The organism is Acidovorax sp. GW821-FHT10A04 (genome assembly GCF_059415825.1).
The window spans coordinates 277,710-297,876 of the sequence record NZ_JBWKNZ010000008.1 but is presented as its reverse complement, the minus strand read 5'-3'; the positions used below and the strand labels follow the sequence as shown (position 1 = coordinate 297,876).

18 protein-coding genes are annotated in these 20,167 nt (G+C 66.0%); 11 read left to right on the top strand and 7 right to left on the bottom strand.

The window, feature by feature from the left end:
- Nucleotides 1-213 precede the first annotated feature (213 nt).
- Nucleotides 214-1,725: a flagellin N-terminal helical domain-containing protein gene (locus AC07PF_RS18870; protein WP_494612852.1), complete on the top strand. Its 1,512-nt coding sequence runs from the start codon at nt 214-216 to the stop codon at nt 1,723-1,725.
- A 199-nt stretch (nt 1,726-1,924) separates the two neighbouring features.
- Nucleotides 1,925-4,024, top strand: a complete 2,100-nt coding sequence (locus tag AC07PF_RS18865) for an O-linked N-acetylglucosamine transferase, SPINDLY family protein (RefSeq protein WP_494612851.1) — start codon at nt 1,925-1,927, stop codon at nt 4,022-4,024.
- 42 nt (nt 4,025-4,066) lie between these two features.
- Here AC07PF_RS18865 and AC07PF_RS18860 read toward each other — a convergent pair whose 3' ends face one another.
- From AC07PF_RS18860 to rfbF, 7 genes are read right to left on the bottom strand one after another with little or no spacing between them, the layout of a single operon-like run.
- On the bottom strand, nt 4,067-4,870 hold the full coding sequence (locus tag AC07PF_RS18860) for a cephalosporin hydroxylase family protein (RefSeq protein ID WP_494612850.1): 804 nt from the start codon (nt 4,868-4,870) through the stop codon (nt 4,067-4,069).
- Between the two features lie 53 nt (nt 4,871-4,923).
- Complete coding sequence (locus AC07PF_RS18855) at nt 4,924-5,616, bottom strand: NeuD/PglB/VioB family sugar acetyltransferase (RefSeq protein ID WP_494612849.1); 693 nt, start codon at nt 5,614-5,616, stop codon at nt 4,924-4,926.
- On the bottom strand, nt 5,606-6,724 hold the full coding sequence (locus AC07PF_RS18850) for a DegT/DnrJ/EryC1/StrS family aminotransferase (protein ID WP_494612848.1): 1,119 nt from the start codon (nt 6,722-6,724) through the stop codon (nt 5,606-5,608). The genes AC07PF_RS18855 and AC07PF_RS18850 overlap by 11 nt, the downstream gene beginning before the upstream one ends.
- A complete protein-coding gene (locus AC07PF_RS18845; protein WP_494612847.1) occupies nt 6,721-7,947 on the bottom strand; it encodes a methyltransferase domain-containing protein in 1,227 nt (408 codons plus the stop codon). The genes AC07PF_RS18850 and AC07PF_RS18845 overlap by 4 nt, the downstream gene beginning before the upstream one ends.
- Nucleotides 7,948-7,960: 13 nt before the next feature.
- Nucleotides 7,961-8,524 (bottom strand): dTDP-4-dehydrorhamnose 3,5-epimerase family protein, encoded by a 564-nt coding sequence (locus tag AC07PF_RS18840; RefSeq protein ID WP_494612846.1) that lies wholly within the window; start codon nt 8,522-8,524, stop codon nt 7,961-7,963.
- Entirely contained in the window at nt 8,521-9,618 is a 1,098-nt protein-coding gene (gene rfbG / locus AC07PF_RS18835; RefSeq protein WP_494612845.1) for a CDP-glucose 4,6-dehydratase, read from the bottom strand. Before rfbG ends, AC07PF_RS18840 begins: the two co-directional genes overlap by 4 nt.
- A 2-nt stretch (nt 9,619-9,620) precedes the next feature.
- The gene (rfbF, locus tag AC07PF_RS18830) at nt 9,621-10,403 is read right to left on the bottom strand and encodes a glucose-1-phosphate cytidylyltransferase (RefSeq protein ID WP_145697189.1); all 783 of its coding nucleotides are present in this window, start codon (nt 10,401-10,403) and stop codon (nt 9,621-9,623) included.
- A gap of 326 nt (nt 10,404-10,729) precedes the next feature.
- Here rfbF and motA point away from each other — a divergent pair, with 326 nt between their 5' ends.
- The 9 genes from motA (at nt 10,730) to AC07PF_RS18785 (ending at nt 20,094) form a co-directional block, all read left to right on the top strand.
- Entirely contained in the window at nt 10,730-11,590 is an 861-nt protein-coding gene (gene motA / locus AC07PF_RS18825) for a flagellar motor stator protein MotA (protein WP_007852238.1), read from the top strand.
- Between the two features lie 12 nt (nt 11,591-11,602).
- Entirely contained in the window at nt 11,603-12,535 is a 933-nt protein-coding gene (gene motB, locus AC07PF_RS18820; RefSeq protein WP_007852236.1) for a flagellar motor protein MotB, read from the top strand.
- Between the two features lie 72 nt (nt 12,536-12,607).
- A complete protein-coding gene (gene cheY / locus AC07PF_RS18815) occupies nt 12,608-12,994 on the top strand; it encodes a chemotaxis response regulator CheY (protein WP_007852233.1) in 387 nt (128 codons plus the stop codon).
- A gap of 4 nt (nt 12,995-12,998) precedes the next feature.
- Nucleotides 12,999-13,628, top strand: coding sequence for a protein phosphatase CheZ (locus AC07PF_RS18810; RefSeq protein ID WP_494610104.1), 630 nt, complete (start codon nt 12,999-13,001; stop codon nt 13,626-13,628).
- 172 nt (nt 13,629-13,800) lie between these two features.
- On the top strand, nt 13,801-14,964 hold the full coding sequence (locus AC07PF_RS18805) for an EscU/YscU/HrcU family type III secretion system export apparatus switch protein (protein ID WP_007852230.1): 1,164 nt from the start codon (nt 13,801-13,803) through the stop codon (nt 14,962-14,964).
- The gene (gene flhA / locus AC07PF_RS18800) at nt 14,961-17,036 is read left to right on the top strand and encodes a flagellar biosynthesis protein FlhA (protein ID WP_494612844.1); all 2,076 of its coding nucleotides are present in this window, start codon (nt 14,961-14,963) and stop codon (nt 17,034-17,036) included. The genes AC07PF_RS18805 and flhA overlap by 4 nt, the downstream gene beginning before the upstream one ends.
- Complete coding sequence (flhF, locus tag AC07PF_RS18795; protein WP_494612843.1) at nt 17,033-18,574, top strand: flagellar biosynthesis GTPase FlhF; 1,542 nt, start codon at nt 17,033-17,035, stop codon at nt 18,572-18,574. Before flhA ends, flhF begins: the two co-directional genes overlap by 4 nt.
- Nucleotides 18,567-19,373: a hypothetical protein gene (locus AC07PF_RS18790; RefSeq protein WP_007852227.1), complete on the top strand. Its 807-nt coding sequence runs from the start codon at nt 18,567-18,569 to the stop codon at nt 19,371-19,373. The genes flhF and AC07PF_RS18790 overlap by 8 nt, the downstream gene beginning before the upstream one ends.
- Before the next feature lie 4 nt (nt 19,374-19,377).
- Nucleotides 19,378-20,094, top strand: a complete 717-nt coding sequence (locus AC07PF_RS18785) for an RNA polymerase sigma factor FliA (RefSeq protein WP_007852225.1) — start codon at nt 19,378-19,380, stop codon at nt 20,092-20,094.
- The last annotated feature ends 73 nt before the right edge of the window (nt 20,095-20,167 follow it).

Here is a 20,167-nt window from a genome sequence, read left to right as displayed (position 1 = left end):
GAGAGCGCATTTGCCTTCCGTTGTGAGTCTTTTCGACGCCGCCTCAGGAAACTTTAGGCCCAAAAGTGCAAGTTGGCAGGCTTTTCGGCTCTTTATCGGGCCAACGCCAGGGAGGGTCCTTGGCCACAATTCCTCATCGTTCCCGTATCGCCTGCCGGACGGTGGTAGTCCCCCTCAGGCACAAATGTCCACTCAAGCCTCAAGGAGCATTCCATGGCAGCCACGATCAACACCAACGTCGCTTCGTTGACGGCCCAGCGCAACCTGGGCATGAGTCAAACCTCGCTCAACACCTCCATCCAGCGCCTGTCGTCGGGCCTGCGCATCAACAGCGCCAAGGACGACGCTGCCGGCCTGGCCATCTCCGAGCGTTTCACCAGCCAGATCCGCGGCCTGAACCAGGCGGCACGCAACGCCAACGACGGTATCTCCCTGGCGCAGGTCACGGAAGGCGCGATGAAGGCCGCAGGCGACATTCTGCAGCGTGTGCGTGAGCTGGCTGTGCAATCGGCCAACGCCTCCAACAGCCCCAGTGACCGCCAGGCCCTGAACCAGGAAGTGGGCCAGCTGGTCGCCGAACTGGACCGGATTTCCCAGACCACCGAGTTCAACGGCGCCAAGCTGCTCAACGGCACGTTTGGTACGCAGCAGTTCCAGGTCGGTGCCAACGCCAACCAGACCATTGTCGCCGCCACGGCCAACCTGCGCACCAGTGTTTACGGCAACAACCAGAACACCTCGGCCAACGGCGCCGGCAGCGGCGCCAGCGCCACCAGCTGGGGCTCCAATGGCGTGACCGGCGGTACGCTGGCCGTGAACGGTGCCCTGGGCTCTCGCAACATCACGATCAACGCCAACGACACGTCCAAGGCGATGGCCGACAACATCAACCTGCAGACCGCGAACACGGGTGTGACCGCTTCTGCCCGCACCGAGGTAGACCTGTCGTTCGCCTCCGTCGGATCCTACACCTTCGAGTTGCGCTCGGAGAACACACCCACGGCGCCTGCGCTCGGCCAGTCCGTCTCGTTCAACATCTCCGCGATCAATACCTCGGATGGCCTGTCCAATGCCATTTCCGCGATCAATGAGCAGTCCGCCAAGACGGGGGTCACCGCGTCGCTCAACTCCACCAGCACCGGGATCGTGCTGACGAATGCGACCGGCCAGGACATCGGTATTTACAAGGGTGCCACCTCCGGTGCCAATGCAGGCGCCGTCACCATCCAGAAGCTCCAGGCGGATGGAACCTCCGCCGGCGGTGCGGATACCCTGGCGGCAGCCTCCGGTGCGGACGCCTCGACGGTGAGCGGCTACGTCGTGCTGGACTCCGAGAAATCTTTCTCCACCAATGCCACGACGACCAACGCCTTCAGCACCGCAACTCCTGCCAATAGCGCTTCGGACCTGCAGGAAGTGGCCAATCTCGACGTGACCACCTTCAAGAAGGCGACCGAAGCCCTCAAGACCGTGGATTCGGCTCTGGCTTTCATCAACGGTGAACGCGCCAAGCTCGGCGCATTGCAGGCCCGCTTCGAAACGGCGATCTCATCCCTGAACATCACGTCCGAAAACCTGTCGGCATCGCGTTCGCGCATTCTGGATGCCGACTTTGCGGCGGAAACCGCGAACCTGTCGCGCTCGCAGATCCTGCAGCAGGCCGGCACGGCCATGGTGGCCCAGGCCAACCAGATTCCCCAGGGCGTGCTCAAGCTGTTGCAGTAATCGACGGGCGAGGCCCCGGCGACGCTCTTCGCCGCCTCCCCTAGCAATGGCAGTTAGACTGCGCGAGCCGCAAGGTCAAGAAGGACTCATGGTGCAAGGCAGAAACTACGGCAGGAACAGATCCCCCATCGATGGCCGCTTGAAAACGGCGCTCGAAAACCAGGATTGGGCATTGTTGACGCGCCTGTGCAAACAAAGCTTGCGCAAGGACTCTCGCGATCTGCCAGCCACCCGCCTGCTGGGCTATTCGCTCGAATGCCAGGGCAAGCCCGAGGAATCCATCGAGGTGTACCGCCGCGGCGCCCAGGTGTGGCCCGACGACGCCGAGTTGCTGATCAACTATGCCAACGGGCTGCTCAACCAGGTGCGCAATGCAGAGGCCTTGCCCATTCTGGAGAAAGTCTGCGAACTTCGCCCCGAGAAAGCCGTCTGCTGGTTGAAGCTGTCGCAGTGCTGCTACCTGATCACCATGCATGAGAAGGGCTTTCGGGCAGCCGAGAAGGCCGCCGAGCTCGCCACGGACATCTACGAAAAATCGGCAGCGCTCACGCAGAAGGCGATCCACCGGCGTGAGCTGGGCCAGGTGAAGCAGTCCGTGCAGGACTCCGTGGCGGCCATTGCGCTGACACCGACCGAGCTGTCCAACCACACCAACCGCCTTCTGTTCATGCTGGCGGACCCGGATTCCGACGCCACCAGCCTGACCGAAGCAGCACTGGAGTACGCCGCTGTCTTTGAGCCCCCGCTGAAACCGGCATGGCCCACGTTTGCAGAACGCAACCGCGACCCCTGGAGAAAGCTGCGCATCGGTTTTCTCTCCCCCGACTTTCGGGTGCACTCGGTGATGTACTTCATGGAGGGCGTGCTGGCACAGCTCGACCGCCGCCAGTGCGAGGTCTACGCCTTCTATCTTTTCCCCAAGGACGATTACCTCACCGCGCGGGTGGAACGGCATGCGGACCATTTCATCCGGCTTGCAGGGGTGGACGCCCAGAAACAGGCGGAAATCATCCAGGGCCACGAAATCGACATCCTGATCGACCTGGCCGGGCACACCGGCCACAACGGACTGATGGCCATGGCGCGCAAGCCGGCGCCCATACAGGCCACGTGGATCGGTTTTCCGGGGACCACCGGGCTCTCCGCGATCGACTACCTGATCACGGACGACATCACGGACCCGCCAGGGGTGGACGGACATTACAGCGAGCGCCTGTACCGCCTGCCCACCCGGCTGTGCGTCTACCGGCCGATGGGCCGCAACCCCCTGTGGCGTTACCAGCCCATCTACCTGGTTCGCCCCAGCCCCGCGGTGGACAACGGTTTCGTCACCTTCGGATCGTGCAACAACCTGGGAAAGATCACCGACACGGTACTGTCCACCTGGGCCGAGATACTGCGCCGCGTTCCAGGGTCCAGGCTTCTCATCGAAGGCAAAAATTTCGACAACCCGGATTTCGCGCGCGAATACCTGGAGCGCTGCAACCGGCTGGGCCTGGAAACGGACAGGCTGGAGCTGGTGGCCCTGAACCCCAACAACCAGTACCTGACCTACCACCGCATCGACATCGCGCTGGACCCCTTCCCTTTGAACGGAGGCACCACCTCGATGGACGTCCTCTGGATGGGCGTGCCTCTGGTGGCCCTGGCCGGAACCAGCTTCAAGAGCCGGCTCACGGCGGGAATTCTGCTGCACCTGGGAAGGCCGGAGTGGCTGGCACAGACACCGCCGTCCTATGTCGACATTGCCGTCCACCTGGCCCAGGACATCCCGGCGCTCAATGCAACACGATTGAACCTGCGCAATGAACTGGAGGAATCCGTGCTCATGCGCGAAGACGTGTTCTGCAATGTGTTTGCCGAAGCCTTGCGCACCATGTGGCTGCAGTGGTTGGCGCAGCAGGAAATCCCCGGAGACACCGAAGAGCACCATGCAGCGCAGATCGAGGTCATGCAAGGCTACCTGGCAACCATGCCGCCGGAGTGGGCTGCGGCACCCGTGCCGGGAGTAGGTCTGAAGCCAGGGCATCGCGTGACCATTCACGAAGCCCATGAGCGCCTCGAATCTTCCCTGGCCAGGGCCCGGGAGGTCCCCACGGATGCAGTGACGGAAAGTGGCCAGCTGGAAAACCGGCGCTGGTACAACGTGACCGAACTGGCAGAAACCGTGCTTTGCGCCGTTCCCCACGATCCCGTCGCGCTCACCTGCCTGGCAGAGGTGGAGCTGGCCCACGGACACACCGATTTCGCGATGACCTACCTGCGCTATGCAACGCAGGCCATGGCCGCCAACAGCTAGCACGGCGGCGGCATCCGCCGCCGATCCAGCCGCTGTGCCCCGTCAGGTGGCCGACTTTCTGCGCAGAAAGCCCTCGGGAGCCACCGTGACCATCAGTTTGTCGGGCCACTCCGGGTCCACTTCAAACTCCGGATGGGTCCCCAGCCATTCCCGCACCGCCGTCTTGGGATTGTTCCCGACGTCCCAAGGGCGGTCCGCGAAGAATTTCGGCGGCATGTCCTCCACAAAGGTGTCGAACACCACGCAGTAGCTGCCTTCTGACACCAGGGGGGCATAGGCCTGCAGTTCTGCAAGCACGTGGTCATGGGTGTGCATGGAGTCCAGGCACACCAGGACGCGCTGGTAGCCCTTGGCGAATTCCCGGACCTGGTCAATGACCTCCTGCGCGATGGATGACCCCTGGACCATGGCGATGCGACTGGCCATGGGATGGGCCTCGATGGCTTCACGGTTGTGCGCGCGGATGTCGATATCCACGCCGAGTACCTTGCGCCGCGACTGCCTGGGGTCCAGTATTTCCCCCGCCTGGATGGCATCGCACATGTCCAGCATGGCCAGCATCGAGGCGCTGAGCACCAGCGAGCCCCCGTGGGCAATGCCCGTTTCGATGATCAGATCCGGCCGCACACGCCACACCAGTTCCTGCATGGCGACCATGTCCTGCGGGTACTGGATGATCGGCCGCCCGAGCCATTCGAAGTTGTATACGTACTGGCGCTGCATCGACGCCTGCAGCCAGTCGGCAGACAGGGACTGGAAGTCTGCGTCCCCAGCGTAGCGCTGAAGCCGGTCTGCCCGCTCCTGCTGGAATACCTCGACGGGGCCTCGGATCTGGTTGTGCGGCATGAATGAAATGCTCCTGCTGGACTGTTGAGACACTGACTGCGAATAGGCGTGCGTCACGGCGGTGACGGCGCATGGATCGAACGGGCCGGATTGCCCACCACGACGGCGCCCGCCGGCACATCGCGCGTGACGACGGCGCCCGCCCCCACCATGGCACCGGCACCAATGGTGACACGCGGCAAGATCGTGGCGCCGGCACCGATGAACACACCATGGCCGACATGGACGCTGCCGCACAGGGTCGCCCCCGGTGCCACGGTCACGCTGTCGGCCAACTGGCATTCATGGTCCACCGATGCACGGTGGTTGACGATGCAGGCATCCCCCAGTACCGCCCCGGCGGCAACCACGGCTTGCGCCAGCACCTGGGAGCCCTGGCCCAGGACGGCTGAAGGGCTGACGCTGGCGCCGGCATGCACCAGCGCCGGCAACGCCAGGCCATGGCGCTGAAACTGGCCCAGCACATGAAGTCGGTCCGGGCCCTGCCGGCCGATGGCGATCACACCGGACAAGGTGCCGGTTAACGGCGGCCCCCCGGCGCGCATCCAGTCGGCAAAGCCCGACTCCCCCAGAAGCACGGGGACACCCGCCACCGGAGACGGCACGGGCCGCGCATCCACAAATGCGGCCACGGCGCCGCCCTGCTCGGCCAGCAGGTCCAGCAACACCCGGGCATGGCCCGAGCACCCCCACACCACGAACCAGCGTCCGCTCAAAACCCGTGGCTGGAGGCCTTCAGCGGGCATGCAGCGCCTCGAGGATCACGGCAGCGACCCGTGCGATGTCCGCACTGCCCATGTCGTGGTAGCTGGGCAGGTTGACAGCGCGCTCGGCAATGCGCAGGGCATGGCGGCCACTGCGGGCATCGGGCATCCACGGCAAAGTCGAAAGCGGTGCGAAGAAGGGCCTGGCGTCGATGTTGCTGGCCACAAAGCGCTGCAGCAGCATGTCGGCCGTCAAGGCCCCGCCCTCAGGCAGCACGACCGTTGGCATCCAGGCGCCGATCACGGTACCGGGCAGCTCGGGGTTCATGTGCACCGCATGCACCCCCTCCAGGGCCTGCTGGTAGGCATGAAAGATCTCGCGCTTGCGTGCGATGAGGTCTTCGATGCGCTCCAGCTGTGCACACCCCAGCGCGGCCTGGACATTGGACATCTTGTACTTGAATCCGAGCTCGTCGGGCCAGAACTGCCGGGTCTGTCCCCGCGCGCGGCCGTGGTTGGACAAGGTCAGGACCTTCTCGTACAGCACCGGGTCATCGGTGACGAACATTCCCCCCTCGCCCGTGGTCATCGTCTTCGAGCCATGGAACGAAAAACCGCCAAACAGGCCCATGGAGCCGGCCCTGCGCCCCTGGTGGCGCGAGCCGATGGCTTCAGCCGCATCCTCGATGAGTGGAATGCCATGCTCGGCCGAAATGGCGAGCAGCGCATCCATGTCGCAGACGTTGCCATACAGGTGCACGGCAATGATGGCCCGCGTGCGGGGCGTGATGGCCGCCCGCACGGCAGCGGGGTCGAGGCACCAAGTGTCTTCCAGAATATCCACCAGCACCGGCCGGGCGCCCAGGTGCATGACCGGTGCGACCGTGGCGACCCAATTGGTATCGGCCAGGATCACCTCATCACCGGGTCCGATGCCCATGGCGGCAAGGCCCATGTGCAGTGCCCCCGTGCAACTGGACGTCGCGATGGCATGCCGCACCCCGACATGCGCGGCAAAGGACGCCTCGAACCGGCGAATGTAGTCGTAGCAATGCTCGCCCCAGCCATTGCGTGCGGCATCCTCCGCATACGACACCTCGAGTGCGGTGATCGATGGGCGCGATAGAAGTATTCGCGAAGCTGCGGTCATTTCAAGGTCTCCATTCGAGGAACAGCCACCACCAGCTGCCCGCCCCAGGCGCGGACATAGTCCAGCTGTGCCGCCACCTCCTCACGCAGGTTCCAGGGCAGGACCAGTATGCGGTCGGGGCGGTGCGCGCGCAGGTGCGCCTCATCGACCACCGGGATGCGGCTGCCGGGCAGGAACTGGCCCTGCTTGGCGGGGTTGCGGTCCACCACGTAGGGCAGCAGGTCCGCCCGCACGCCGGCAAAGTTCAGCAGGGTGTTGCCCTTGGCCGCCGCGCCATAGGCGCCCACCTTGAGGCCGCGCGCGTGGCAATCGAGCAGGAAGGCCAGCAGTTCGCGCTTGATGCGCAGCGCCTCGCCTTGCAGGCCCGCATAGAACGCTGCCGTCGGCACACCGGCCGCCGCTTCGCGGGCCAGCAGCTCGCCCACCCGGCCGTGGACCGTGGGCGCGGCGTCGCTGCGCTGGGCGAACACGCGCAGGCTGCCGCCGTGGGTGGACAGCTCCTGCACATCGGTCACGGCAAGACCGTTGGCGGCAAAGATGCGCTGCACCGCCGTGAGCGAAAGGTACGAGAAGTGCTCGTGGTACAGGGTGTCGAACTGGCACTGCTGCACCAGCTGCAGCAGGTGGGGAAACTCGAAGGTGGCCACGCCCTGGGGTTTGAGCAGCACGGCAAAGCCCGCGACGAAGTCGTTGATGTCGGGCACATGGGCCAGCACGTTGTTGGCCACCGTGAGATCGGCAGCGCGCCCCTGGGCCACCAGCTCGCTGGCCAGCGCCACGCCGAAGAACTGCTCCACGACCTCGATGCCGCGCGCCCGTGCCGCCGCTGCCGTGCTGGCCGTGGGCTCCACGCCCAGGCAGGGAATGCCGCGCCCGGCCACGTACTGCAGCAGGTAGCCATCGTTGGCGGCCACCTCCACCACGTGGCTGTGGGCCCCCAGCGACAGGCGCTGGGCCATCTCCTGCACATAGGCCTGGGCATGGGCCAGCCAGCTGCTGGAGAACGAGCTGAAATAGGCGTACTCGGCATCGAACAACGCGTCGGCGGCGGCAAAGTCCTCGGTCTGCACCAGCCAGCAGTTCTCGCACACCAGCACCCTGAGCGGGTACCAGCGTTCAGGGGCATGCAGCGCGGGCTCGCGCAGGTAGGCGTTGGAGGGCGGGGCTGTGCCCAGGTCTGCCATGGGCAGGGTCACGGGAGCGGCGCAGTGGCGGCATTTCATGGAAGCAACTCGGTCAGGGCAGCCGCAGCCCGGTGAAACCGGACGTCAGCAGGGGGTGTTCGGCATCGCGCGGCGAGCGTTCGGCCACGGGCAGCGGCCAGGCGATGGCCAGGCGCGGGTCGAGCGCATCGAGCCCGCCTTCCGCGGCGGGCGCATGGGGGGCGGAGTGCAGGTAGAGCATCTCGCAATCGTCGGCCAGCGCCTGGAAGCCGTGGGCGAAGCCCGGCGGGATGAGCAGCGCCTGGTGGTTGGTGGCCGACAGCTCGCGGCCGAACCATTGCAGAAAGGTCGGCGAGCCGGCCCTGAGGTCCACCGCCACGTCCCACACCGCGCCCCGCAGGCAGCTGACCAGCTTGGCCTCGGCCGCCGGGGGGTGCTGGAAATGCAGCCCCCGCACGGTGCCACGCCGCGCCGTGTGGGTGTGGTTGATCTGGGCAATCGGCCAGGTCCAGCCAGCAGGGGCCAGCTCCTGCGCGCAGAACATGCGCGCCAGGAAACCCCGGCTGTCCGCGAGCGGCTGGCGCTGCACGCCCACCAGGCCTGCCAGCGGCGTGGGTTCCACGGTGAAACGGCTCACGCTACAACCTCCGGGGAGATTCTGCTGGCACCACGGCAGGCCTGTTCATACGCCTGGATGTCGGCCACGCACAGGGCACGGGCATCGGCGCCCGCGTGGTGGTCCCGGTACCAGGCCATGGTGCGGCCCACGGCCTCGGGCAGGGCCCAGCAGGGGGCAATCTCCAGCCGATTGCGCGCCAGCGCAGTGTCCAGGGCCAGCAGGCCCGCCTCATGGGGGTTCCTCGCATCGCTCTGGTAGCGCACGGGGGCCGCAGGGTAGGCGGCCCGCGCCATCTCGATGACGCGGCCCACCGTGGCCGCATCCTGGGGCGCCGGGCCGAAGTTGTAGGCGCCGGCATGCCCGGGCTGTTCCCACAGCACCTGGGCCAGGCGCAGGTAGGCGGCCAGCGGTTCCAGCACATGCTGCCAGGGTCGCGTGGCATGGGGATTGCGCAGCACCAGGGTCTGGCCGGCCGACCAAGCGGCAGCGGCATCGGGCAGAAGGCGCTCCGGTGCCCAGTCGCCGCCGCCGATCACGTTGCCGGCACGGGCGGTGGCCACGGCCACCCCCTGCGCGGACAGGAAGGCATCGCGGTAGCTGGCGGTCACGATCTCCGCCGCGGCCTTGCTGGCGCTGTAGGGGTCGTGCCCTCCCAGCGCATCGTCTTCGCGGTAGGGATAGACCCATTCGCGGTTGCGGTAGACCTTGTCGGTGGTCACCACCAGCGCCACGCGCACGCCGGCCAGGCCGCGCAGTGCATCGAGCACATGGGCCGTGCCCATGACGTTGGTGGCATAGGTATCGAGCGGTGCGGCATAGCTGGGCCGCACCAGCGCCTGTGCCGCCAGGTGCAGCACGATGTCCGGGCGGGCCGCCCAGATGAGGGCCGCCGTGGCCGCCGCATCACGCACGTCGCCGAGATGGCTGTCCATGCCCTGCGCCACGCCGGCCAGTGCGAACAGGCTGGGCTCGGTGGCCGGCGGCAGGGCCATGCCGGTGACCTGCGCGCCCAGGCGCTGCAGCCACAGGGCCAGCCAGCTGCCCTTGAAGCCCGTGTGCCCCGTGAGCAGCACGCGCTTGCCGCGCCAGAAGTGGGGGTCGGGCAATGCCATGCTCACCAGCACTTCCAGGGCGCGCGGCCGCTCTGCCAGAGCTCTTCGAGCAGGTTCTTCTCGCGCAGCGTGTCCATGGGCTGCCAGAAGCCGTGGTGTTCGAACGCCATCAGCTCGCCATCGCGCGCCAGGCTCTCCATGGGCGCCGCCTCCCAGGGCGTGGCATCGCCCTCGATGCGGTCCAGCACCTCGGGCGACAGCACGAAGAACCCTCCATTGATCCAGCCACCATCGCCGCGCGGTTTCTCGACGAAGCCGCTCACGCCCTCGCCCTTGCCATCGCCATCGCGCACCAGGGCGCCATAGCGGCCGGGGGGCAGCACCGCCGTCACCGTGGCCAGCTTGCCATGCGCGGCATGGAAGGCGAACTGGGCGGCCATGTCCAGGTCGGCCACCCCGTCGCCATAGGTGAAGCAGAAGGGCTCGCCCGGCGGCAGGTACTCGCGCACGCGCTTGAGGCGCCCCCCCGTCAGCGTGGACTCGCCGGTGTCCACCAGCGTCACGCGCCAGGGCTCGGCATGGCGGTGGTGCACTTCCATGCGGTTCTCGGCCATGTCGAAGGTCACGTCCGACATGTGCAGGAAGTAATTGGCGAAGTACTCCTTGATGATGTAGCCCTTGTAGCCCAGGCAGATGATGAAGTCATTGACCCCATGGGCGGCATAGGTCTTCATGATGTGCCACAGGATGGGGCGCCCGCCGATCTCGATCATGGGCTTGGGGCGCAGATGCGACTCTTCGGAGATGCGGGTGCCCAGGCCCCCGGCCAGCAACACGGCCTTCATGGTCGGCACTCCAATGCCACGTGGGTATCCTGGCCTGTCTTCATATGTAGATCACCTGTGTCCATGGGGTCTTGCCGAAACTGCCGTGTGAAAGCCCTACTATTGCGCAGCATAAACACTGCGGGAGTTTCCGAAATCGGGAAAACCGACGGAAAAACCACGCAGCCCGCCCAACCGGGTGAAGTGATGGGCGCTTTACCGCTTGCTCGCGGGACTGGTTCGCGCACAATCAGATACAGTGAAACCAGCGATACGGCTTGGTGCCGTGTTTCCACCGCAACCGCCCCAGCCCCGCCTGGCGCCCGCCAAAAACAAACTGAATCAGCATGTTCGTCATCATTGGCTACGTCGTCAGCATGGTCTGCATCTTCGGTGTGTACATCGTGCACGGCGGGAACATCCAGGTGATCCTGAAGGCCCTGCCGTTCGAGCTCATCACCATTGGCGGCAGCGCCATGGGCGCCTTCGTGGTGAACAACCAGCCCAAGGTGCTCAAGGCCACGCTCAAGGCCGTCCCGGCCGCCCTCAAGGGCTCCAAGTACACCAAGGCGCGCTACATGGAGCTGCTGGCCATGCTCTACGACATCCTGCAGAAGGCCCGCAAGGAAGGCCTGATGGCAATCGAAAAGGATGTGGAAACCCCCCATGAGTCGGAGATCTTCAAGAAGTACCCCACGGTGGGCAGCGACCACCATGTGATCGAATTCACCACCGACTACCTGCGCATGATGGTCTCGGGCAACCTCAACTCCCACGAGATCGAGGCCCTGATGGACAACGAGATCGACACCCACCACCAGGAGGCCCATGCCCCGGTGGCGGCCATCGCCCGGCTGGCCGGCGCCCTGCCCGCCTTCGGCATCGTGGCCGCCGTGCTGGGGGTTGTGAACACCATGGGCTCGGTGGGGCAGCCCCCGTCGGTGCTGGGCGGCATGATCGCCTCGGCCCTGGTCGGCACCTTCCTGGGCATCTTGCTGGCCTACGGCTTCGTGGAACCCCTGGGCGGACTGATGGAACAAAAGACCGAAGATGCCGCCAAGGAATTCCTGTGCATCAAGTCCACGCTGCTGGCCAGCATGCAGGGCTACAACCCCGCCACCGCCATCGAATTTGGCCGCAAGGTGTTGTTCTCCACTGACAGGCCGACCTTCGCGGAACTTGAGGGACACGTGAAGGGCAAGAAGTAAGCACCCACCACCATGGCAGAAAAGAAGCTCCAGCCGATCATCATCAAACGCGTCAAGAAGGGCGGCCATGCCGTCCATGGCGGCGCCTGGAAGATCGCCTATGCCGACTTCGTGACGGCCATGATGGCCTTCTTCCTGCTGATGTGGCTGCTGGGCTCCACCGCCAAGGGGGAGCTGCAGGGTATTTCGGCCTACTTCGCCTCGCCGCTCAAGGTGGCCATGACCGGCGGCGACGGCGCCGGCAACAGCTCCAGCGTCATCCCGGGCGGCGGCAACGACCTGTCCAAGGTGCACGGCCAGGTGCGCCGTTCCGACTCCGACCCCGACAAGGACCGCCGCGCCAGCATCGACAACGCACGCGCCGAGCGCGCCAAGCAGGACCAGGAGCGCATCAAGGCGCTACAGGCCAAGATCGACGCCCTGATCACCGAAAACCCGCGCCTGAACGAGTACAAGTCGCAGATCCGCATCGATGTCACACCCGACGGGCTGCAGATCCAGATCGTGGACGACCAGAACCGCCCCATGTTCGACAGCGGCAGCGCGCTGGTGAAACCCTATATGCGCGATATCCTGCGCGAGATCGGCGCCGCGCTGGGCGGGGTGGAAAACCGCATCAGCCTGGCCGGCCATACCGATGCCGTCCCCTACGGCAACAGCGAGCGCGGCTATAGCAACTGGGAGCTGTCGGCCGACCGGGCCAACGCCTCGCGCCGCGAGCTGGTGTCTGCCGGCATGCCCGACGCCAAGCTGGGCCGCGTGGTGGGCCTGGCCGCCAGCGATCTGCTCGAACCCACGAATCCACGCGCACCCGCCAATCGCCGTATTACCATCACGGTGCTGACCCGCGAGGCCGAAGAACGCCTCCTGGGCAAGGGGACTCCCGCGGCCACCACTCCAGAAGTGCCGACGGAAAAGCGCGAAAATCCAACGACTGGCAGGTGATCGTTACGACTTGTCACCAAACCTGCCACACTTGACAATACAACCAGCCTATTTCGACCGAAAGGGTCCCACGTGACCACAGCCCTTCGCTTCTTGATCGTTGACGACTTCTCCACCATGCGGCGCATCGTCCGCAATCTGCTCAAGGAGAGCGGATTTGCCGACGCCGACGAGGCCGAGGACGGCGTCGCCGCCCTGAACAAACTGCGCAACAGCAAGTTTGACTTCGTGGTGACGGACATCAACATGCCCAACATGAATGGTTTCCAGCTTCTCGCGGAAATCAAGAAAGACGACAAGCTCAAGCACCTTCCGGTACTGATGGTGACCGCCGAAGCCCGCAAGGAAGACATCGTCGCGGCCGCCCAGGGCGGAGCTGCCGGCTACATCGTCAAGCCCTTCACCAAGGCCACGCTGGAGGAAAAGGTCCTGCTGATCCTCAAGAAAATGGGAATGTGACGCCATGGAAACACCTGACGCCCCCCAGGGTGAGCCCACGGCCGACGTTCACCACAAGATCGGTCTGCTGACCCGCCAGCTGCACGATTCGCTCAACGAACTGGGCTATGCCGACAAGCTGCGCGGATCCATGGGTGAGCTTCCGGACGCCCAGAGCCGCCTGTCCTACATCGCCCGCCTGACGGGCGAAGCGGCCGAAAAGGTGCTCACACGGGTCGAACAGGCCAAGGCCCAGCATGACTTCATCGCGGCCGAGACGCGCCGCGTGGTGGCCTCCCTGGTGAAAGACCCCGTTGCTGCCGTGGCCAAGGGCGAGATCATGAACTTCCTGACCGACGTGGAACGCGTCACCAGGGAAGCCGATACGCACCTGACCGAAATCATGATGGCGCAGGATTTCCACGACCTCACGGGCCAGGTGATCGCCCGGGTGGTCAACCTGGCTGCCACCATCGAGGAGCAACTGGTCCAGCTGCTGATCCAGACCGCTCCGCCCACCGCCAACGTGCCCGCCGCGCTGGTGGAGCCCCCGCGCGAACACCTCGCCGGCCCCGTGGTGGACCCGGACAACACCCCCGACGTCGTGACCGACCAGTCCCAGGTGGACGACCTGCTGGCCAGCCTGGGCTTCTGACCCCGGCTTTCTACCGGCCCGGCGCAGCAGCGCCAGCCGATGCCCGCGCACTCCGCGCCGCGCGGCGCCACTGAACAGGTACGAGGGAAAAGGGGCCTGCAGCCGCCCTTTATCCGTCTTTTGATTTCCGGGTCGCTCACGACAATGGCAGGACACAAGTTGTCACGCCATCATGGAATCCAGCCAAGAAAAAAGCCTACCGGCGTCCGAACGCAAGCTGCAGAAAGCGCGCGAGGACGGACAGGGTGCGCGCTCGCGCGACCTGTCGCACCTGGCCATCCTGGGCGCGGGCGGTGGCGCCATGCTGGTCCTGGCCCCGACACTCATGGAACACCTGCAGCAGGCGATGAGCCACCAGCTGGTGTTCAACTCCAACACGGTGATGGCGCCCACCACCATGCTGGACCGCCTGCGCACCATGGTCATCGTGGGCCTGGTCGCCAGCACCGTCTTTGCGCTGCTCACCAGTGGCGCCGCACTGCTCAGCGCCATCGGCGCCGGCGGCTGGATCTTCAGCATGAAGCCCATCAGCCCCCAGTTCAACCGCCTGAACCCCCTGTCGGGGGTGGCGAACCTGTTCTCCAAGCAGCAGATGGCCAACGTGGCCAAGATGGTCCTGATGACGGCCATCATCTCCGCCGTGGCCTGGCACTACATGGCAGGCAGCATCGAGCGCGTGGCCATGCTGGTGCTGCAGCCTTCGCCCATGGCCATCCGCCAGATGTCCGAATGGCTGGTCTCCGGCGTCAGCCTGATGCTGCTGGTGGTCTTCATGGCGGCGCTGATCGACGTGCCGTTGCAGGCCTTCTTCTTCAAGTCGCGCCTGAAGATGTCGCACGAGGAGGTCAAGCAGGAGCACAAGGAATCCGATGGCGACCCGCACACCAAGGGCCGCATCCGCCAGAAGCAGCGCGAAATGGCCGATGGCGCCAGTGTGGCCGCCGTTCCCAAGGCGGACTTCGTGGTGATGAACCCCACCCACTACGCCGTGGCGCTGAAGTACGACGACAAGACCATGGCCGCCCCGCAGGTGATTTCGCGCGGCACCGACCTGGTCGCCATGCGCATCCGCGACCTGGCCAAGGCCCACGACGTGCCGGTGCTGCAGTCGCCCATGCTGGCCCGCGCCCTGTACGCCCACGCCGAGATCGACCAGGCCATTCCCGCCACCCTGTACGCCGCGGTGGCCCAGGTGCTGGCCTATGTGTACCGCCTCAAGGCCGCGCTGCGCGGCGAGGGGCAGATGCCCGATGCGCTGGTCGACCCCCATGTCCCGCCTGAGCTCGATCCGCTGAACAAGCCCTCCCCGTCCACCGTGCAAGGCACCGCGCCATGAACAACTTGAACTCCCTTCGGCAATGGGCAGGCACCAACAGCTCCGCCCTGCAGGGCATGTCGGCGCCGCTGCTGGTGGTGGCCATCCTGGCGCTGATGGTGCTGCCCATCCCGCCCTGGATGCTGGACACCTTCTTCACCCTGAACATCGCCGTGGCGCTGATGGTGATGATGGTCTCGGCCTACATGATCCGGCCTCTGGACTTTGCCGCCTTCCCCTCGGTGCTGCTGCTCACCACGCTGATGCGCCTGTCGCTGAACGTGGCCTCCACCCGCGTGGTGTTGCTGGAAGGCCACACCGGCCCCGGTGCCGCAGGAGCCGTGATCGAGGCCTTCGGCCACTTCCTGATCGGTGGCAACTTCGCCGTGGGTCTGATCGTGTTTGCGATCCTGGTGGTGATCAACTTCGTGGTGGTGACCAAGGGCGCCGAGCGCATCGCCGAAGTCTCGGCCCGCTTCACGCTGGACGCCATGCCCGGCAAGCAGATGGCGGTGGACGCCGACCTCAATGCCGGCCTGATCGACGAGAAGGAAGCTAAGCGCCGCCGCGCCGAAGTGTCCGAGGAAGCCAACTTCTTCGGCTCCATGGACGGTGCCTCCAAGTTCGTGCGCGGCGATGCCGTCGCCGGCATCCTGATCCTGCTCATCAACATCATCGGCGGCTTCGCCATCGGCGTGCTGCAGCACGACCTCTCGGCCAAGCAGGCCGCCGACAGCTACATCCTGCTGGCCATCGGTGACGCCCTGGTGGCCCAGATTCCAGGCCTCTTGATCTCGGTGGCCGCTGCCATGGTGATCTCGCGCGTGGGCAAGGAACAGGACATGGGCCGCCAGATCGTGCAGCAGCTGTTCATGTCGCCCCGCGTGCTCGGCGTCACGGCCGGCATCCTGATTCTGCTCGGCCTGATCCCCGGCATGCCCCACCTGGTGTTCCTGGTGACCGGCGGCGCCCTGGGCTACTGGGCCTGGACCCTGTACCAGCGCCAGCAGGTCCCCGAGGAAGCACCCCCACCGCCCCCCGTGGCCACCGACGGCGAAGCCACCTGGGACGACCTGCAGCCCGTGGACCTGCTGGGCCTGGAGCTGGGCTACCGCCTGATCACGCTGGTGGACAAGAGCCGCCAGGGCGACCTGCTGACCCGCATCAAGGGCGTGCGCCGCAAGTTTGCGCAGGAAGTGGGCTTCCTGCCCCCGGCCGTGCACGTGCGCGACAACCTGGAACTCAAGCCCAGCGGCTACCGCATCACGCTGCGCGGCGTGGTGGTGGGCGAAGGCGAGGCCTTCCCCGGCATGTTCCTGGCCATCAACCCCGGCGGCATCACCACGCCGCTCATCGGCACCCCCACGACCGACCCGGCCTTCGGCCTGCCCGCGCACTGGATCGACGACCGGCAGAAGGAAGCGGCGCAAATGGCCGGCTTTACGGTCGTTGATTCGGAAACCGTGATGGCGACGCATTTGTCACACTTGATGCAAGTGCAGGCAGCCAAGTTGCTGAGCCGCACGGAAACCCAGCAACTGGTGGAACACGTCGCCAAGCTGGCCCCCAAGCTCATCGAAGAAGTCGTCCCGAAAATGGTCTCCATCGCCACGTTCCAGAAAGTCCTCCAGCTGCTGCTGGAAGAGTCTGTGCACATCCGCGATATCCGCACCATCATCGAGACCCTGGCCGAGCATGCCGGCGGCATCTCCGACCCCGTGGAACTGGCGCGCCGCGTGCGCATCGCCCTGTCGCCGGCCATCGTGCAGCAGATCTACGGCCCGACCCGCGAACTCAACGTCATCGCCATCGAACCCGGCCTGGAGCGCCTGCTGGTGCAGGCCCTGGGCAACACCGCCAGCCCGGCCCTGGACCCTGGAGTGGCCGACATCCTGACCCAGAAGGCCGCCGAAGTGGCCCTGCGCCAGGAGGAAATGGGCCTGCCCGCCTGCCTGCTCGTGCCCGACCAGATCCGCAATGCGATCTCCCGCCTGGTGCGCCGCGTGGCGCCCCGTCTGCAGGTCCTTGCCCACAGTGAAATTCCCGAGACCCACACCATCCGCATTGGGCCCATCCTCAAAGGTGCATCATGAACATCAAACGCTTTCACGCTGCCACGTCCCGTGAAGCACTGGCCAAAGCACGCATGGCCTTTGGCGAGGGCACATTGATCCTGTCCAACCGCCCCACGGCCAACGGCGTGGAGGTGATGGCCACGGCGGAAGACACGCTCTCGTCGCTGGACAACAACAGCGCAGCCGCCGCCAGGCAGCCGGCACACAGCGCCCCTTCGTCCCTGGTGCAGGCCAGCCAGCGCCAGCAGCAACAGCAGCAGTTGCCGCAGCCCCGTGCCGCCCAGTCGTCCGCCCTGAACCGCAACCCGGTCGAGGAAGACACCGAGCAGCTGGCCATGAGCACCCTGTCCTTCCAGGACTATGTGCGCGAGCGCATGCTGCGCCGCCGCCATGAGGCGATTGCCGGCCCCTCGGACCCCGTGCCCATGATGCAGCGCAGCCGCGACCGCGCCGAGGAGCTCGCCCGCGAGCGCCCCGCCGCCCAGGTGGCGCGCCACAACCCGCTGCGCTCCATCCCCATGGACCTGCCCGAGCCGGCCCCCCGCAAGCCGCAGCAGCGCCACCACCACCAGGAAGCACCGGCCCTGTCCAACGCGCAGGTCAACAATCAGCAGAACCTGATGAACGAGCTGCACTCGATGAAGGAACTCATCGAGGACCGGTTCAACACATTGGCCTGGCTGGGCCAGGCGCGCCAGAACCCGATCCAGTCGAACCTGATGCTGAAGATGATCCGGGCCGGCTACTCGCCCGCCCTGGCCCGCGCCGTGCTCGAGCGCCTGCCCGAGGACCTGTCGGCCGGGGAAGCCGTGCGCTGGCTCATGGAAGTGCTGGAACGCAACCTCAAGACCGATGCGGGCGCCGCCCCCCTGTACGAGCAGGGCGGCATCTTTGCCATGGTGGGTTCCACCGGCGTCGGCAAGACCACCACCACCGCCAAGCTGGCGGCCCTGTGCGCGCGCATCCACGGCCCCGGCAGCGTCGGCCTGATCACCCTGGACACCTACCGCGTGGGCGCCCACGAGCAGCTGCGCACCTATGGCCGCATGCTGGGCATCGTGGCCCACCTGGCCCACGACCGTGCGGCACTGCAGGACCTGCTGGGCCTGCTCAGCGGCAAGAAGATGGTGCTCATCGACACCACCGGCGTGGCCCCGCGCGATCCACGCAAGCGCGACATGCTCGACGTGCTGGACCTGCCCCACGTGAACCGCCTGCTGGTGCTCAACGCCGGCTGCCATGGCGACACCCTGGATGATGTGCTGACCTCGTTCAAGACCAACGGCTCGCAGCAGGCCATCCTGTCCAAGGTGGACGAGGCCGTGAAGCTCGGCCCCTCCATCGATGCGCTGATCCGCCACCAGATGGTGCTGCGCGGCGTGACCAACGGCCAGCGCGTGCCCGAGGACTGGGAAGCCGCCGACGCCCACCAGCTTATCGGCACCTCGATGCGTGCACCAGTCAAGTCGCCGTTCGACCCGAAGGCCAGCGACCTGAATTTCTTCTTTTCGCATTCACCCGAATTGGTAACGGACAGGGGGTTGGTCGATGCTTGATACCGGCTTTCACCAGGCGGCGGGGCTGCAGAGCTTCACCCCGCAAACCGAACTGCGCGTGCTGGCCGTGGCCAGCCAGGAACAGGCCGGCAGCGGCCTCGAGACCCTGTGGCAGGTCTGCGCCAGCCTGCAGCGCATGGGCTACCCGGTGGTGGTGCTCGACGCCACCGGCTACGAGACCGACGAGTCCCCGGGCCTGTACCACCTGCTGCGCCGGGCCCCCTGGCACGACGGCCTGGACCAGGGCGCTGCGGCCTCCTCCCTGGCGGTGATCCCTGCGGCCCGCGGCCTGTGGCAGATCAGCCGGGCCGACCGGCCGGCACATGTCTCGCCGCTGCAGGACATCCAGCCCTACGTGCGCGCCTACAGCATCCTGGTGCTGCACGCACCACCCCCCTTGCTGGGTCAGTTGCTCACCCACACCCGGACCACACCGCTGATGGTGATGGAGGGTGCCGCCGCAGGCGTGCTCACCACCTACAAGAGCCTCAAGCAGATGGCCCAGCACACCGGCCTGGCCTGCACCGTGGCGGCACTGGTGCGCGGTTCGGGCGCGGCCGAGCGCCGCAAGACCCTTGCAGCATTGCAGACATTGCAGGACTGCGCCGAGCGCCACCTGGGCGGCCAGGTGCACACTACGGCCGTCTCCACCCAGAATCCCCAGGAGCTGCAGCGCCTGGCCTTGCAACTGCTGGAAAACGCGGGCACCATCAATGGAACGATGGCAGCTGCCACTGCAATTGCATCCAGCAATTTCGCCGGTACGCCGGCAACTGCACACCTCGTTCGGAGCCACTGATCTGATGTACACCGCCAAAGGCCAGCTTGACCGTGATGCGATGATTCGCCAGCACGTGCCCCTGGTACGGCGGATCGCGCACCACATGATCGCCAAGCTGCCTCCCAATGTGGAGCTGGACGACCTGATCCAGGTCGGCATGATGGGCCTGGCGGAAGCCCTCTCGCGCTACGAAGCCGCCCAGGGGGTGCAGTTCGAGACCTTCGCCACCCAGCGCATCCGCGGGGCCATGCTCGATGAGCTGCGCGAAGGCGACTGGATGTCGCGCAGCTCGCGCAAGAGCCAGAAGGACATCGAACAGGCCGTCAACCGGCTGGAGCAGCGCCTGGGCCGCAGCCCGCTCGAATCGGAGATCGCCACCGAGATGGGCATGCCGCTGCCCGAGTACCAGAACCTGCTGGGCCGGGTGCGCGGCACGCAGCTCGTGTACCTCGAGGACATGACGCACAGCAATGACGACGATGACGGTTTTCTCGACCGCCACGTGGGCGACGAGGCGGCGAACCCGCTCGAGATGCTGCGCGACCACCGCCTGCGCTCGGCGCTGGTCACGGCCATCGAGTCATTGCCCGAGCGCGAACAGCACATCATGGGCATGTACTACGAGCACGACATGAATCTCAAGGAGATCGCGGCCGTGCTGGGCGTCACCGAATCCCGCGTCTGCCAACTGCACAGCCAGTCGATCGCACGCCTGCGGGCGAAGATGCGCAGTCATTAAGCGTACAACCCCCTGAGGCGCTTACGCGCCTTCACCCCTTCTCTCGAATGGCTGCGCCATTCGGGAAGGGGGA